Consider the following 15,894-nt stretch of genomic DNA (forward strand, 5'->3'; position numbering starts at 1 on the left):
ACGGCGCCGGGCCCCGGCGGCGTCGCTAACCGCTGACGGTGGTCACCGGCAACGGGGAGGCTGCGTCGAGCATGTAGAAGCCCTCCGGGCTCGTGTCGATGCGCACCTCCTCGCCCACGGCGACCTCCGGCACTCCGGAGAGGTCGAGGGTGACCACGGTCCCGTGATTGAGCAGGACCGGAACCTGTACACCCCGGACGGTGAACACCAGCTCCGTCTCGCGCCGCGGGATGTGGTTGACCGTCCCCACGGTCTTCTCCTCGGCTGTCGGCGTGGTGCAGTCATAGTCGATGCACCAGCCGGCGGGCAGGGTCTTGACCGTTTCCAGCTGGGTGTTCCAGGAGTACACGGCTTCTTCCGGAGAATTGGCTCCGAAGAAGGCACCGCCAATCCGCAACAGGTCGTAGTACAGGGAATCGATCTCGTGGATGAGGACGTCGCTCGCCCCGGCGTGGATCAGCGCGTCCGTACCGAGCCCCGCGTCGCGGATCTCCGCCACGGAGTCGTCGAAACGCTTCTTCTGTGCAGCGGTGATGTTGTTGAGGTCGCCGTCCTCGATGGCCGCCTCGTCCTGGTCCGTGATGTGTGAGAAATGCGTGGCGATACCGACGAGCTCCAGATGCGGGGCCGTCTCGATGGCGGTGGCCAGCGGCAGGGCCTGATCGGGCGTGGCCCCCTCGCGGCCGAGACCGGTGTCGATCCACTGGTGGACCTTCAGAATTCCGCCGGTACTGGCGGCGACCTCATTCGCCTCGGCCACCCAGGACGCGTCCGCGGCGGCGCCCTCGATGTCATAGTGCAGCATCAGGGGGATGTGCTCGAGCTGCGAGACGTACAGCACCGCGATCCGCGACTCGATGCCCGACTCGCGGAGCTTGATGGCGTCCGCCAGCGTCGGCACGAAGAAGTACTCCGGCTTTGCCTCACCGTGGATGACCTGGCCGAATACGTCCACCGGGGCGCCGTTCTTCAACACGGCGGCGAGCATCAGGTCCCGCGGGTAGGAGCCCCGGATCTCCGTGGCCTTTTTCCGCACGGTGTCGGTGTTGACCGTCATCATCGGGGAGTCCTGCGTGCCGGGTGTGGTGTAGGTGTAGGTGCCGGTGGTGTCCAAGGGGGTGCCATCTACCGTGAGCGCGACGTTGACCAGCCCGGTCGTCTCCCCGCGTGGTGCTACGCAGGCATGCCGCGCCGAGAGCTCGTCAAAATGGCAGTCCACGGCTGTTTCCCCGAACTGTGCGGTGACGGGTACATCGGCCCCTTCGCCGGTGGCCACCAGAACCAGATTGCCACCCTGGATCGAACCGTGGGTCGGGGAGAGGGTTATCGTACCGTCGACCGAAGCGGGCACCGGTTGGTCCGCATCGGCTGCGCTGTCTCGACTCAGCAGGAACTCCGGCTGTGCGCAGCCGGTCAGGACGAGGGCGGTTATGCCGAGCCCCACCGCCGGCGCGAGCAGCCTGCGGCGATGATTGGTTGTGATGCTCACAGAGTTCTTCCGTACCACGGTGATCTTCCCTCTCACTGGGGGTGCTGGGTGTGGGCTGGGTGGATGAGGGGGAGAGGAACCTGTTCTCTGCCCGCTAAGGCGGACAATAGCCAAGAAAATATTAAGAATCTATGAAGTGGGGGATTTGTGCCTGATTTTAGGGGGAAACTCCCTGAATTCACCCGATAAGATGCTATTAAATCATCCTTTTAGTAATACTAAATGTTTTTCACTAATAGGGGAGAGCGGTGTGGGTAGGGTTATGGGAGAAAGTTTTGAGTGGTCCCTCAGGTTCTCCCTACTTCCTCCCGGGCGGTCTTAGTCTTCCTTTTTGGAGAGCGTGTTTCCTCAGTTTCGTTGTCCGCGCTACGGGAGGGGTGTCGGTCTGATCCGGGTGATCCACGGAAAGGAAAACCTGGGGGAACCTGCGGTAGCAGTCACGCCATGGTGTTGCTGCCGCGAATCGGGCAGCTGGGTGGGGTGAACCCGATAGCCTGATGGGGAAGAGGAAGCGAACTACCGGAAGGAACTGGGCATGACCACCGAAACCTACCTGGATATCGGCAGCGTGGACACGCTGCAGCAACTGATCGGCCAGCAACTGTCGGCCTACGGCAGCGATCTGGAGATCGATGAGGGGGTCGCGGCCTTCGGGGTGTGGCTGAAGCTGGATCAGGGTTGGGTGCAGCTGGAGTATGAGGAGACCGTGGTTGCATTCGACGCCGGCTTCGAGAACGTCGAGTCCCTGCTCAAGGTCTTTCCCCAGGGCGGGGACTTCCCCGGAGTCGAGTCCGACCTTCACGAACTGACCGGAGGAATCACGGCGATCCACCGGATCCAGGACCGGATCTCCGCGATCGACAGGAACACGGATCAACCGGAGTGGGATTGGTGGCGGGATGGTGGCCTGCGATTCGTGCTCGACAACGGGCAGGACCTGATCATCCATCGCGCTGCCACCGTGGGTGGAGAGGTGCGGATGCGTGCCGGGGCCAGGGCTGAAGTGGAGCCGGACCTGCTGCCGCGGCACAGCTATCAGGAGAACCAGCACCGCCGTTATGAGTTCGAACGGCGGGAAGTCGCACTCTGACGGTGAATGTCCGGCCCCTGTTCTACACTGCGAAGCATGAGCACCAGCTTCGACCGGATCGCGGGCACTGCCCGGCCCCTGCACCGTGCCCTGGTGGGCGCCGGTTACCCGGATCTGGAGTCGCTACACGGTGTGAACTACGCCGAACTGGCGGAGCTCCACGGCGTCGGTGAGCGCGGGCTGGAACGGCTCCAGGCCGCCCTGGTGGAGCGCGGCCTGAGCATGGCGGGGAACATTCCGGAGCTGCAACCCAGGGCCATGCGGACCACCGCCGGCCACACCGGGAAGAATGCCGCGGACATCAAGACCCGACCCACGGGAGTGGATGCGGTCGAATACATTGAGGGGCTGGACACCCCGCGCCGGGTCCGGCATGGCCGTCAGCTGCTTGAGCTCTTCGGCAGGGTGACTGGGGCGGAGCCGGTGATGTGGGGTGCATCGATGATCGGTTACGGCGAAGTGCACTATGAGTCCCCCACCGGTCGGGAGGGGGACTGGTTCGCCGTCGGCTTCAGTCCACGAAAAGCCGCGATCTCCCTCTACGGGCTCAAGGGCCCAGAGGTGGGGAAGCAGCTGGACAAGCTGGGAAAGCACACTGTCGGAGCGGGCTGCATCTACATCAACAAGCCAGAGGACATCGACCTCATGGTGCTTGAGGGCATGATCGCCGCTGCCTGGCAGCGGAATGGCCAGGGTGGCTAGATCAGCTCATCGAAAGCGGAGTGATAGGCCACCGCGCCCTGGGGCGCGGTGTTGTCTCCGAGGTGACGGGCGAGCAGATCGCCCTCGGGCGCTCCCGGATAGTAGAGGCCGGTGATGTGGTCGAAGTCGAAACGCCGGTAGAACGCGGGATCTCCCAGGGAAACGACTCCACCGGCCCCACCCTCCTGCAGGGCCTCCAGTGCAGCGCTCATCAGGGCACGACCAATGCCGGAGTTGCGGTGCTCCGGATCCACGGCCACCGGGCCGAGGCCGTACCAGCCGCCGGTGCCGTCCGCGATCTTGACCGGAGAGGCCGCGATATAGCCGACGATGTTCGGAATGCTGATCGCGACGAGGGAGACTGAAAGGACGTCCGCATCACGCAGTGTCTCCACGGCCTGTTCCTCGCGCCGGATGGCCTCGTCATCCTTGTCGGCGTAGGAGTTGAACACGAGGCGACGGATCGCGGGGATGTCCTCTTCGGCTTCGCGCCGGATCAACAACTTGTCCATGTCTCCGGATTCTAGGCCGTGGTGGTCATTATGGAGAGTCGGTCGGACGGTAGGCGCAGAAAGCTCGCAGCCGTACCAGCGGGTGGCACTCGATGGCGGGGCCGGGACCGGCTCCTGTGGAGGAGCTAAGCTCTGGAACGCCGAACCGCCCTCCGGGGGTGAAAAAATCAGGACTCGCGCCGGGAATTCATGTAGAGCACAAGTGCCGAGGCACATGCCGCCAGCGTGGCTAGCGGGGCCTGGGATATCCAGTTGCGCTCCGTACTGACCTGCTCATCTTCCGGAACCTGCGCGGCGCCGATGCTGTCAAGGGTGATGGTGCTCATGTTCTGCCGCTCCTTGTTTCGTGTCGGTTTCGCTTTAGGGAGCAGGTTATGCGGCTTCCCCCAAGCGAGCCAGGGAATGAGAAGAAATGTTGGAAACGGTGCTCATCCGGGGGTGAATCGGGCAGTGGGGCGTGAGAAGGGGGTGAAATAGGGACAGGAGAGCGGAGACAAGGAGAGACAGGGCGGTCTACTTTTCCTGATTTTGCGGGTTCGTCCACCCTTTTCCAGGGGTGCGAAAAGGAAAACCGGCGTCCCTGCAGGATGCCGGGACGCCGAGAGGATGATACTCAGGGGTAGTAGGTTGCCGCTTTAGTTGGCTGGCAGGGACAGCTCCGCCAGGTCGTTGCGGTCAGCGTCATCCAGGTCAATCTCCCAGTTCAGACGGCCGTCGTCCTCATCGAGCTGAGCCTCGTCCAGAACACCTTCGGGGTGCTGGTTCAGGGCGTCACGGATGGCGTCGGCCGCGGTCACGGTGGCGTCCTGGGCCTCGCGGACATCATCGTCGTCGCCTTCGCGGTCGTCCTCGCGGATCGTGCCGTCACCATCGACCTCGAGCTCGATGACTTCATTGCCCACGACGACATCGATGTCATAGATTTCACGGTCGTCCTCGCGGTCGATGTCCACGATGATGCCGTCGGCGTGCTCGGCCAGGACTGCGTCGATGGCGGCGAAGACCGGGTCATCCCCATTCTGCTGCTCGGTGGTATCGGTCGCTGAAGTGGTGGTGTCGGCGCTGGTGTCTTCGCTGGTCGTCGTGTCGTTGGCCGTGGTGGTTTCAGTGGCGTCCTGATCAGCCGTCTGGGTCACTGTCTCCGGGGAGGAGGTCTCTTCGGTGCCGGAGCAGGCGGCCAGGAAAAGCGAGGCCCCGAGTGCGATGCCTATGGTGAGGATAGAACGTGACTTCATGGTGTACTCACTCCTAATGTCATCGAGGGAGCCGGCGGGATGCCGCGCTCCTGCTTCACCGCCCCAGCATAGGTGGGCAAAACAAAACTGGCATGAGGACTTATCGACTAGTTGCCAGGGCGGGAGAGCACCGCATGATCAGCGCGGGAGAGCTCCTCGTTGACCTCGTAGGTGGTGGCGGAGATGTCAGTGATACCGAACCCCTCAAGGCGGCGGGTGTGCATGGCCACGTAATCGGAGGCGGTGGCGGAGTCCCGGAAGAGGTACACCCCGCCGGCAACCTGCCGGACGGGATCCTCAGTCCAGACCTTCCAGATGAGCCCGGTTTGCTCGGCGATGTCGTTGGCGAGGTCGCGGTAGGCACCGGCGGCTTCGGAGCCAAAGGGGCCGGTAGACGGAAACTCGAAGACAATCAGGGTAGCCATGGCAGGTTTCCTCCATTTGAGTCGGGGTGCAGTGTCCGTCGATTCTAGGTGCTGTTGCAGTTCACGGGGATGGAGCCCGGGGTGCGCGGCGGGACCGGCCAACCTGGTCGCGCAGTAGTCACCGAGAACCGGCCGGAGTCAACAGCCGCGCGGCGTCGCCGGTACGTTCACAGATTTCAGCGGCGCGCAGCTGGGCAGAGCGCCCTGCCGTTGGGGTGGAGCAGACCCATCCGCCGAGCTCGACATACATGGCATTCCCGCTGCCTTCCTGCTGCACGCGGTCACGGTATTCGTCGATGACCGCAGCGGCCTCATTGCAGGAGAGGCTGCCCTGTTCGACCTTTACCAGGGTTGTTGTTCCAGTTGCACCGCACATCGTCCCCGGGGTTGCGGGGACGTCCAGATCGGCACCATAGTTTTCGCCGGGGGTGGCTTCGACGGTCTCCTCCGGGGTTTGGGCAGCGGAGCTGCCGCCGTACGGATCGGTGACCTTACCGGAGGTGGTGATCAGCCGGTCCTGCCCGGAGATCGTGAATGAGTTGTCCCGGATTCCGCAGGAGACGTCGTTGTCCCGGGAGACCTCACAGGTGACCGAACCGACCTCAAGTCGTTTGCCCGGTTCCAGCTGTGCGGGGGCGGGCGGGACTCCCTCGGAGATGGTGTAGTGGAGGCCTTCCGCGCTGGCCGAAACCGCCCCCGGATGCTGGGGGTCAAAAGGTGGGATGGAAACTTCGGGAATTTCCTTGCCGGCGAGGCCGGTGCAGGTCACCCCATCTGTCGTGACCAGGCAGGTGCCGGTGGAGCTGTCCTGCATCTCATAGTCGAAGATGTAGTTCCCACTGACGCGGAAGCGTTCGGGATCCACTGTCGTCGGTTCCGTTGCTGCCGTCGAACCGGCAGGTTCGCTGGTCGTGTCTTCCCGGGATGGGTCGGACGTGACCGCCGTCTGAGACCCGGGTGGCGGTGTGTCCTCGGTGGTGCAGGCGGTCAGTCCCATTGCGAGCACTCCTGCGGTGGCCAGCGTCAGCTTCTTTATGTCGATCATGCCCTGACCGTAGAACGTCGGGTGGACATTGGAACGTGAGTTCGGGGTGTGACTGGTCCCAGCATGACGTCACTCAGTAACTGGGGTGCTCCGGAAGCTGGCTGCGGGTAGCGCTCGAGGCTGGCCGTTTCTCCATTACCCCGCCGTACTCATCCTCGACGATGGGCCGCAGGATGGTCTCCCGGGTGGCGGTGTCGCCCCTCGAGCCCGGCGGAATTTCTGCCGGGACGTCGATAGTGAGATTTCTGACATCCTCCGACCTGCCGGTAATGGGGAAGCCGCTCTTTCCCCAGTTCACACACGTATGACTGTGCGGTCGGGTGCTCTCTGTGCGGCTGTGGGGGGCCATCGCGGAAATAAACGTACCTTTACTTGTGATGGCACTCACGATAACTTCTCAAGTTTAGGTACTTAACTTGATCTGGTAGCCGAAGCGGTAAAGGGTCCGCCGAGCAGGGCACCTCGCTGTGCACTGGTGCTCCCACTCGGCAGATCCTGGGGCGTCGACACATGCCACGTGCCGCCATTCGGGGCCGGGTCCTTGAGTAGTACGTTCGAGCTATCCCTATCGGCCAACTAGAAATGACAACTTCCCATGGCAGAGCCCCTCACTGTCTCTGACGAACGTGTCAGTCCGAAACTGATCTGGACCGTCATCACCGCCGCCCTCGGCGGACTCCTCTTCGGTTTTGACAGTTCCATCGTCAATGGCACGGTCGAGGCCATCCGCGACCAGTTCTCCCTGCATCCCACAGTCCTGGGATTTGTGGTCTCCTGTGCACTCCTGGGGGCCGGCGTCGGCGCCTGGACGGCCGGTATCTGCGCCGACCGCATCGGTCGGGTGAAAACGATGCTCGTCGCCGCCGTGATCCTCTTCATCTCCTCAATCGGCGCGGGTCTGGCCTTCGGCGTGATCGATCTGATCATCTGGCGGTTCCTGGGCGGCGTGGGCATCGGCTTCGCCTCCGTCATCGCGCCGGGCTACATCGCGGAGGTGTCACCCGCGAAACATCGGGGTCGGTTGGGCACGGCGCAGCAGATGGCCGTGGTGCTCGGCATCTTCATCGCTCTGCTGACCAGCGCGCTGCTGGCCCGGGTCGCGGGCGGTGCAGCGGAGGAACTGTGGTTCGGGCTTCCCGCCTGGCGCTGGATGCTGATGTCCGCTGCTGTCCCCTCCCTGATCTACGGCATCCTGGCCGCTGGCCTGCCGGAATCACCGCGCTACCTCGCTTCCCGGGGGCGTAGCGACGACGCCCGGGTGGTCCTGCACGAGGTCGTCGGCATGCGGGATGAGGCCGCGATGGACGCGAGGATCGACGCCATGCTCGACACCGTCAAACTGGAACGGCGCCAGAGCTTCCGGGACCTGCTCGGCGGCCGTTACGGGCTGCTGCCGGTGGTGTGGATCGGCATCCTGCTCTCGGTTTTCCAGCAGCTCGTGGGCATCAACGTCATCTTCTACTACTCCACGACACTGTGGCAGGCTGTCGGCTTCCAGGAGGGCGATTCTTTCACCATTTCGGTGATCACCGCGGTGACCAATATCGTCGCCACCATCATTGCCATCATGCTGATCGACAAGGTCGGCCGCCGCCGACTGCTGCTGACGGGCGCCGCGATCATGACGGTGACCCTGGCAACCATGGCGGTGGCGTTCTCCCAGGCCTATATCGTGGACGGCGAGCCGGTGCTGCCCGGCTCCTGGGGCCCGATTGCCCTGGTGGCAGCCAATCTCTTCGTCATCGGCTTCGGCATCAGCTGGGGCCCGGCGGTCTGGGTGCTGTTGGGCGAGATGTTCCCCAACCGCATCCGGGCTTATGCGATCGGGGTTGCGGGTGCCGCCCAGTGGCTGGCGAACTTCGCAGTCAGCGCCACCTTCCCCTCGCTCGCGGATACCGGTCTCCAACTGGCTTACGGGCTCTACGGTCTCTTTGCGCTGCTGTCGTTCGTCTTCGTGTTCTTCCTCGTACCGGAAACCAACGGCAGACAGCTTGAGGCGATGGCCGACTTCACAGAGAAGACCCCGAGGTCAGGGGTCAGCCAGAACTTCCCGGCGGATGGGTCGCAGAAGCAGAACCGGTAGGGGAGCGGTTCAGCGGAAATGACCGGCCAGGTGCCTATAGCCCCAGGGTAGGCCGCGATCCCATCTCTCTGGAGCACACAGATATCGGATAAGGGATTAAGAGATTGCGCGGATAGAGGGGGCCGCGGGGTGTTGTGAACAGGGGCAGGCACGAGGCCTGGTACATACGGATTCGACCAAGAAAACGTAGATACTTCAGGAGCACTCGTGCCTGCCGTTCCATCATTCATCATGAACCCCCTCTTCGACCAGTTCGCCGCGCTGATCCCCACCCGGGAAATATCTCATCCGTGGGCATGTCACCGGCAGAGGATCGCGGACCGGATCGTCTTCGACAAGCTCATCCAGGTCCTCGTCCTCGGTGCCTCCTACAACAAAATCGCCGACACGACCTGCTCGGCCACGACTCTGCGCACCCGTCGGGATGAGTGGATCGCCGCCGGTATCTTCACCCGACTGGAACAATTGTGCCTGGAGTTCTATGACCGGATTGTCGGCCTCGACCTGGAGAATCTGAGTGTGGACGGGTGCATCGTCAAGGCTCCCTGCGGCGGGGAGGTCGCCGGAAGATCCCCGGTTGACCGGGGCAAACAGGGCACTAAGCGCTCTTTGCTCGTCGACGGTAACGGTCTGCCGTTGGGGTGTGTAATCATCGGGGCGAACCGGCATGACTCACCGTTGTTGCGGCCGACGTTGGAAAAGCTCGACCGGTTCGAGTTTTACCTGCCCGAGGAGATCACGGTACATCTGGATGCTGGGTACGATTCAAACAAGACTCGGACCCTGCTCGACGAACTCGGCTGCGACTGGGTAATCAGTAAGAAGGGCGAGCCCTTACAGGCCGGTGCCCGCTGGGTGGTCGAGCGCACGAACTCCTGGCACAACCGGGGCTTCAAGAAACTGCAGATATGCACAGAGCGGCGTGCCCGGGTCGTGGAGGCATTCATCGCCCTAGCCAACGCCGTGATCATCATCCGTCGCCTCATCCGAGAAGCGTGGACCACCTACCGTTGGGACACCCGACCTACCCGACGACCATGACCTCTATCCGCGCAATCTCTAACTGATCTTCGGCGCAGTTTCTGCCCTTGTTTCCCCGCGGCGCTCGGCACTGCGATCACCACAAGGTCGAATCGGGAGATCACTCCAGGAGTTCGGCACCGCGGACCCCCTCGAGCAGTTGCGGATCGATAGGCTGCCCGGTGCGGTAGATGGACAACCCGCCACTGGGCTCCGCGATCACCGCCCGGACATCCGCCACAGCGGTCACGCCGGCGCTGCGCAGCGCCGCGTTGATGTCATCGCGGGACAGATGGCTGCGCCGCATCTCCTCGTCCAGGTAGGAGCCGTTGGCCAGCACCACTACGGGACCGCCCTGGAGCAGCGAGCGCAGGCCACTGACTGACCTGGCGAGCCCGAAGAGCGCTTCCATGAACATCAACGTGGCCAAGCCGATCAACCCGGCCGCCAGGCTGGGTGGGTGGCCGAGCACCACCCGCCCGGCCACGGCTCCGAACATGACCACCACGACGGCGTCGAAGATGGTCAACCGAGACAGCACCCGGGGGCCGAAGATCCGGACGAGTAGCAGGAACCCCAGGTAGATCCCCACCGACGAGAGGATCACCACGGGGATGCGCCACAGCTCGATGCCGAGTTCGCTGAGGATCCGTTCGGACAGCTCTGACACGGTACTCACTGAGGCGATGTTACGCGGCGGTCCTGCCGGGACGGTCAGCTCAGGGCAGCGAGCAGCTCCCCGCAGGCCTTTTCGCAGCGCCGGCAGGCGTCCGCGCAGATCTTGCAGTGGGCATGGTGCTCAGCGTGGCTTTCGCAGTCCTCGGCACAGTTGCCGCACGCGGTGCGGCAGGCGCTCAGCAGCGCCTTGACCACCTCGGTGTTTTCGCCGGTGCGACGGCTGAGCACGCGGGCGGTGGTGGCGCAGATATCGGCGCAGTCCAGATCCGTGCGGATGCAGTCCCGCAGCTTCGCCACGTCATCCTCGGCCAGGCAGGCGTCCGCGCAGGAGGTGCAGGTCTGGGCACACGCGAGGCAGGCGTCAATGGCCTCGGCGAGCAGGTTCACATCGAGATCATCGGCGGCGACGGGGTGGGTGGACAGCATTGCGGAGGTGTCATTCATGGTCTTCTCCTTATCTCGGGGTGGTGGACCCGAGGGTAGACCGATGTGTCCTAGCTCGCAGCCGGTGGTTCCAACCGCAGGTTATCGATCAACCGGACCGGGCCCACCTGGGCAGCCACCAGTGCCAGGGCGGGACGGCCCAGGGCGGTCTCATCGGCGAGCGGTTCCAGGGTCGCCGGATCCACGATCTCTAGGTGATCGAGGGTGACCCCCGCCGTGGTGCGCAGCTGCGCACTAATCTCCCCGGAACGCAGCGGTTGCCCGGCCACCGCCCGGTCCCGGAGGGTGAACAGAGCCTGCGACAGCGCCAGCGCGTGCTGCCGGTCCGTGCTGCTCAGCCGCTGATTGCGGCTGGACTCCGCCAGCCCATCGGCGGCGCGGATGATGGGCACCGGCACGACTTCCACGTCGAAATCCAGATCCGCAACCATACGGTTGATGACCGCGACCTGCTGGGCGTCCTTCTGCCCGAAGTAGGCGCGGTCCGGTCGACAGAGATGGAAGAGCTTGGCGACGACCGTCGCCACCCCGTCGAAGTGACCGGGACGGCTGGCGCCTTCCAGACGGTCCCCCAGCCGACCGGTGCGCACCCAGACCATCGGCTGACCATCCGGGTACATGGCCTCGGTGTCCGGGGCAAAGACGATGTCCGCCCCCAGCTCTGACAGCAGCGCCACATCCTGGTCGAGCTGGCGGGGGTAGTTCCGGTAGTCCTCGCAGTCGCCGAGGTTCTCGAACTGCAGCGGATTGACGAAGATGCTGACCACCACGAGGTCGTTTTCCTCCCTCGCCTGGGAGACCAGGGCGGCGTGCCCCTCGTGCAGGGCACCCATCGTGGGTACCAGGGCCACCGAGTTATCCGCGGGACCGCGGCGGGAGATTTCGCTGCGCAGCTGCGCAGCCGTGCGAGTGATGAACGCCATGGTCTACTTCGTGTCCTCGTAGGATTCGGCGGCGGCGGGGAACTGGCCGTTGCCGACGTCCGCGGCGTAGTGCTTCGCGGCGTCGAGAAGCTGGGACCCCAGGTCGGCGTACTGCCGGACGAAACGCGCGGTGCGTCCCCGGTTCAGGCCGAAGGCGTCCTGCCAGACCAGCACCTGGCCATCCGTACCGTTGCCTGCGCCGATGCCGATGGTGACGATGTCCAGTTCCGCGGTGATGTCCGTGGCAACCTGTGCCGGCACCATCTCCAGTACGACGGCGAAGGCACCTGCCTCCTGGACCGCGCGGGCGTCGGCACGCAGTTTCTCCGCGGCCGCACCGCGGCCCTGGATCACGGCGCCGCCGAGGGCGTGCTCGGACTGTGGGGTGAATCCGATGTGGCCGACCACGGGGATGCCGGCGTCGACGATGCGGCGGATGGTGCCCGCCATCTCGGTGCCGCCCTCGACCTTGACGGCCGCGACCCCGGTCTCCTTCATGAAACGGACGGCAGTGTCCACGGCCTGACGTTCCTCGGCCTCGTAGGTGCCGAAGGGTAGGTCCACCACCACGAGCGCGCGCCTGGTGGCTCCGGAAACCGCTCGGGCCATGGTGATCATTTCCTCGGTGGTCACCGACAGCGTGGTTTCGCGGCCCAGTACGACATTCGCCGCGGAGTCCCCGACCAACAGCAGGTCAATGCCAGCTTCGTCGAAGATGGCGGCTGTCATCGCGTCATAGCTGGTCAACGCGGAAATCTTGTGGCCTGTGGCCTTGGCCTGGGCGAAATGCCGGGTGCGGACCCGGGGTGCATCGATGCCGGTCATGCCGACGAGTATAGGTCCGGAACTGAGAAAATCCCCAGGAATTCCGGGGATTCTGGATCGAATCAGGCACTTTGTGGGGTGATGTCCTCCGGACCGCCACGCATGCGGGAACTCGTATAGGTTGGGGTTTCCTGAGGAGAGGGAGGATCGCGATGCAGAGCAGACTCGATGACCCTATGAACCCGGACCGCCCCCTGGTGGTGTTCCTGGGTGATGATATTGACGAAGAAGACCATGACCTGCTCTTTCCTGCCATCCGTGAATGCGGGGTGGGAGTGGTGCGGGTGCATCCTCATGACCTGGTCACTCACATGGACGGGACGGAGATCAGTTTCAGCGTGGCCGGGCGGCCACTGGCGCCTGACCTGGTGGTGGGATGGGTGCTGGATGAGCTGCTGATCGAGGGTATGGCGCAGCTCGATGTCCTCCAGCGGGCCGGCATTCCGGTGATCAATCAGACGCTGACCCTGTTCCGCGCCCAGAACAAGTATCTGGACAGCTCCCTGCTGAGTGCCGGGGGAGTGCTGCGGTACCCGGTGATCAGCGGGCGGGATCCCGGGCCGCTAGCCGATTGGCTGGAGAAATTGGATGGCCCCGCGGTGATCAAACCTCTGGTCGGGTTCGGCGGTCGGGGACTGCGGAAGCTCGATGGTGCCGGGGAGTTCCAGGAATTTGTCACGGAACTGGAAACGCAGGGGGCGGACTACTACGCCGTGCCCTGGATCGACAACCCCGGAAGGGACATCCGCGTCTACACCGTGAACCATCATGCTGTATTCGCGATCTACCGGTACGCGCCTGCCGGGGAGTGGATCACCAATGTACGGGCCGGCGGAGGCTTGGCGATGTGTCCGCTGACCGAGGAGATCGCTGAGCTGGCGGAGCAGGCGTCGAAGGCTGCGGGCACCCTGATCTGTGGGGTGGACGTCGCCGAGAATCAGGCGACGGGCGAGCTGGTGATCTACGAGATCAACTCCTGCCCGACCTGCGAACCTCCGGTGCTGGCGGAGGTGGCCAGCTTCCTCACCGCCCTCGTCCACGACTGGGAATCTGCATTGTCCACCTGGCGGCCGGAGATGGTCTATGACCAGCTGGACAACGACCCGGCGTTGTTCCACCGCAGCAAGCAGGGAAAGATTCGGGCGGCAGATAGTTAGGATGTGTCTCTTAGATATGTCCTGATGAGACAGTTTCGAGCGTGTCCCCCTCTTCTTTCCTGGGCCAAGAGGGGCACTGGGCCTGACCTGCGCGTGAGAGCATGTCAGAGCCAGAAGATGTTTGCTCAGTCAGCTCCTGCTGACTAAGTATGGGAAAGCGACTACTGACCGCTAACGGTGCTGCCGCAAATAGGATTCTCCTGGGGGTGCCCATCCGCGGGGTATCCCCAACAGCGTCATGGATGCCTTTTATCTGCTCATTCAGATAGGCGTCGCCGACCCCGGAGACTGGGGGATGAGCTCAGCAGTATCGATGACCTCGTCCAGTGCTCGCAGGGTCTGCTGCTGGGCGAGAATCTGACGATGAATTCGCTCCCGCTCCCGGTGGAGATCCTGGGCCAACTGACTATCCGCTACCGCTGAAGTACGGAGCACGCGTAGAAGACAGCAGACCCTGCTGTTCGGATCCGTGACCATGAGCGCAAAAAGCAACGAGGTGCCCGCCCACCGGAGTGCGGCAGTAGCAGCGTTGTCCCTGGCACAATCACACCAAGACGGTTCCGCGCCAGACTGAAGAGGCGTAGAAGAGACGATGTATGGAAAGGACCAACCTCAGTCATCTACTGGAAAATCCATCTACACCTTCCCGGACGATGACTCGTTCTGTACTGCGCATACTGCGCTCTGACACGCTTACCTCTCGCCCTATGTCACGGGGTGGGCTATCCGTCTTGGCCTCCTCGCGACGCTATCCTGATCCGGGGAAAGAGCCGCCGGTCAATGGCAGTACCCTTTACCCGGTAAAGATCACCGCCGACGCCTCGCGAGGCGCGGCCGGTAACGCATCTTCCGGTATTTCCACAGTTCCGCCATGCTCGCCTTCGCCTCCACGCGAGTCTTGGGGTTGACCGGATCCTCCCCCAACACCGGGTCATCGCCGATCTGGTAGGCGTCCGTCCACACCTGAAGCAGAGCCCAATCCACGGCGGCCAGCGGCACAGCGAGAACCGCGCCGAAAAAGCCGCCAACCAGCGTGCCGACGGCAAGGGCCAGTAGTACGACGATCGCGTGCAGACTCAGAGTACGTCCCATAATGACCGGCTGAAGCAGATGCCCCTCAAGTTGGTTGACGGCGACGGCGAGTGCGATGACGATGAGCGCGACGACGACCCCGTTGGTCACCAGGGCCACCAGCGCAGCCAGCGCGGTGGCGAAAGTGGCGCCGATGATCGGCAGGAAACCCAGCACAAACACGATGACCGCCAGCGGCAGTGCCAACGGGACCCTGAGCAGTGCCAGGGGCACCCCGATCAGCACTGCCTCGATGAGGTTGATGATCACGGTCCCACGCACATAGCCACCGAGAATCTGGACGGTCCGGTCCCCGGATTCAGCAAGCTTCGCGCGGGTGTCACTCCGGAACCAACGCAGGGTGAAGTTCCAGATCTTCGGCCCGTCCTTGAGCAGGAAGAACAAGATGATGACCATGAGGATCGCCCCGGTGCCGAACTCGGTGGCAGCGGTGATCCCCGTCAGGGCACTGCCGAGGAAGGCGCCATCCGTGAGGAAAGAAGTGGCCCGGCGGGCGATGTCGTCCACGGCTGAGGTGTCGATGGGCAGCGGTCCCGACGCGATGAACCCCTGGAGCTGTTGCCAGCCGGCGACAGCTGAGACGGACAACGTGTCCCATTCACTGCGGACAGCAAAAACGATCCCGGTGACCACCGCGCTCAGCAGAGCGAGGATCACCAGGAATGTGGCGGTGGTGGCCAGCAATCGAAACCAGCCCTTACCTACGAGCCACCGAACCAGCGGGTAAATGGCGGAAGCGAAAATCAGCGCCACGAACACGGCGATGACCACCACCGAGACCCGCAGCAGGAGCCATACCCCGCCCACACACTGCGGCAATAAGCAGAATCTGGGCGCAGCGGGAAGCTGCCCGTCCCACGGTATCGGACCAGGGGTTCGGTGTTCTCGGCGGAACGGGGAGATCACCTGGCCGCCCTCCAGGCAAGGAGTGAACCATGTCATAAGTGTGCACCCGGTTCGGCTGATTAGCTAGATGCGGTTCTGATATTTGTGTTGGAGAGCATTCTTCTTTCAGGTGGTGAAGGGCAGGGCCTGAACGTGTATCGACTAGATGATTGATTCCGGGGGTTTAGTGGTCGTACGCGATCAGTGACCGCAGCACCGGCTGGCCGGTGGCGTGGTTATGCCAGATCACCGCGGTCAACGCCAACAACCGCCGCACAATCCGACTGAT

16 protein-coding genes and 1 pseudogene are annotated in these 15,894 nt (G+C 63.6%); 5 read left to right on the forward strand and 12 right to left on the reverse strand.

The window, feature by feature from the left end; genetic code table 11:
- Window positions 1–25: 25 nt before the first annotated feature.
- On the reverse strand, window positions 26–1,489 hold the full coding sequence (locus tag ACQCVD_RS13910) for an alanine racemase (protein ID WP_426824376.1): 1,464 nt from the start codon (window positions 1,487–1,489) through the stop codon (window positions 26–28).
- Between the two features lie 535 nt (window positions 1,490–2,024).
- Here ACQCVD_RS13910 and ACQCVD_RS13915 point away from each other — a divergent pair.
- Window positions 2,025–2,579 carry a hypothetical protein gene (locus ACQCVD_RS13915; RefSeq protein WP_426824377.1) on the forward strand — a complete coding sequence of 185 codons (555 nt, stop codon included), beginning with the start codon at window positions 2,025–2,027 and terminating at the stop codon, window positions 2,577–2,579.
- Window positions 2,580–2,615: 36 nt separating this feature from the next.
- Window positions 2,616–3,281, forward strand: a complete 666-nt coding sequence (locus ACQCVD_RS13920) for a DUF1801 domain-containing protein (RefSeq protein ID WP_426824378.1) — start codon at window positions 2,616–2,618, stop codon at window positions 3,279–3,281.
- Here the strand turns inward: ACQCVD_RS13920 and ACQCVD_RS13925 are convergent.
- The 5 genes from ACQCVD_RS13925 to ACQCVD_RS13945 form a co-directional block, all read right to left on the reverse strand.
- Window positions 3,278–3,793: a GNAT family N-acetyltransferase gene (locus ACQCVD_RS13925; protein ID WP_426824379.1), complete on the reverse strand. Its 516-nt coding sequence runs from the start codon at window positions 3,791–3,793 to the stop codon at window positions 3,278–3,280. The genes ACQCVD_RS13920 and ACQCVD_RS13925 overlap by 4 nt on opposite strands.
- Before the next feature lie 167 nt (window positions 3,794–3,960).
- Window positions 3,961–4,119, reverse strand: a complete 159-nt coding sequence (locus ACQCVD_RS13930) for a hypothetical protein (RefSeq protein ID WP_426824380.1) — start codon at window positions 4,117–4,119, stop codon at window positions 3,961–3,963.
- Window positions 4,120–4,428: 309 nt separating this feature from the next.
- On the reverse strand, window positions 4,429–5,028 hold the full coding sequence (locus ACQCVD_RS13935; protein WP_426824381.1) for a PepSY domain-containing protein: 600 nt from the start codon (window positions 5,026–5,028) through the stop codon (window positions 4,429–4,431).
- 107 nt (window positions 5,029–5,135) lie between these two features.
- The gene (locus tag ACQCVD_RS13940; protein WP_426824382.1) at window positions 5,136–5,453 is read right to left on the reverse strand and encodes a monooxygenase; all 318 of its coding nucleotides are present in this window, start codon (window positions 5,451–5,453) and stop codon (window positions 5,136–5,138) included.
- Between the two features lie 118 nt (window positions 5,454–5,571).
- Window positions 5,572–6,498, reverse strand: a complete 927-nt coding sequence (locus ACQCVD_RS13945) for a hypothetical protein (RefSeq protein ID WP_426824383.1) — start codon at window positions 6,496–6,498, stop codon at window positions 5,572–5,574.
- A gap of 595 nt (window positions 6,499–7,093) precedes the next feature.
- Between ACQCVD_RS13945 and ACQCVD_RS13950 the strand changes: the two genes are divergently transcribed.
- Window positions 7,094–8,581, forward strand: coding sequence for a sugar porter family MFS transporter (locus ACQCVD_RS13950; RefSeq protein WP_426824384.1), 1,488 nt, complete (start codon window positions 7,094–7,096; stop codon window positions 8,579–8,581).
- 207 nt (window positions 8,582–8,788) lie between these two features.
- A complete protein-coding gene (locus ACQCVD_RS13955) occupies window positions 8,789–9,622 on the forward strand; it encodes an IS5 family transposase (RefSeq protein ID WP_426824385.1) in 834 nt (277 codons plus the stop codon).
- A gap of 100 nt (window positions 9,623–9,722) precedes the next feature.
- Here the strand turns inward: ACQCVD_RS13955 and ACQCVD_RS13960 are convergent, their stop codons facing one another.
- Genes ACQCVD_RS13960 through panB form a run of 4 tightly spaced genes read right to left on the reverse strand, consistent with a single transcriptional unit; the run spans window position 9,723 to window position 12,471 of the window.
- Window positions 9,723–10,280 (reverse strand): DUF421 domain-containing protein, encoded by a 558-nt coding sequence (locus ACQCVD_RS13960; RefSeq protein ID WP_426824386.1) that lies wholly within the window; start codon window positions 10,278–10,280, stop codon window positions 9,723–9,725.
- Between the two features lie 35 nt (window positions 10,281–10,315).
- On the reverse strand, window positions 10,316–10,723 hold the full coding sequence (locus tag ACQCVD_RS13965; protein WP_426824387.1) for a four-helix bundle copper-binding protein: 408 nt from the start codon (window positions 10,721–10,723) through the stop codon (window positions 10,316–10,318).
- A gap of 50 nt (window positions 10,724–10,773) precedes the next feature.
- A complete protein-coding gene (panC, locus tag ACQCVD_RS13970; protein WP_426824388.1) occupies window positions 10,774–11,646 on the reverse strand; it encodes a pantoate--beta-alanine ligase in 873 nt (290 codons plus the stop codon).
- 3 nt (window positions 11,647–11,649) lie between these two features.
- Window positions 11,650–12,471: a 3-methyl-2-oxobutanoate hydroxymethyltransferase gene (gene panB, locus ACQCVD_RS13975; RefSeq protein WP_426824389.1), complete on the reverse strand. Its 822-nt coding sequence runs from the start codon at window positions 12,469–12,471 to the stop codon at window positions 11,650–11,652.
- 152 nt (window positions 12,472–12,623) lie between these two features.
- Between panB and ACQCVD_RS13980 the strand changes: the two genes are divergently transcribed.
- Entirely contained in the window at window positions 12,624–13,628 is a 1,005-nt protein-coding gene (locus ACQCVD_RS13980; RefSeq protein ID WP_426824390.1) for an ATP-grasp domain-containing protein, read from the forward strand.
- An 807-nt stretch (window positions 13,629–14,435) separates the two neighbouring features.
- On the opposite strand, the gene ACQCVD_RS13985 is transcribed toward ACQCVD_RS13980, so the two are convergent.
- Together ACQCVD_RS13985 and ACQCVD_RS13990 are read right to left on the reverse strand one after the other, a co-directional pair.
- Complete coding sequence (locus ACQCVD_RS13985; protein ID WP_426824391.1) at window positions 14,436–15,539, reverse strand: AI-2E family transporter; 1,104 nt, start codon at window positions 15,537–15,539, stop codon at window positions 14,436–14,438.
- Window positions 15,540–15,789: 250 nt separating this feature from the next.
- A pseudogene (locus tag ACQCVD_RS13990) lies at window positions 15,790–15,894 on the reverse strand (IS982 family transposase); the annotation flags it as partial.

It is taken from the genome of Corynebacterium halotolerans, from assembly GCF_050107895.1.
GTDB classification, from domain to species: domain Bacteria; phylum Actinomycetota; class Actinomycetes; order Mycobacteriales; family Mycobacteriaceae; genus Corynebacterium; species Corynebacterium halotolerans_B.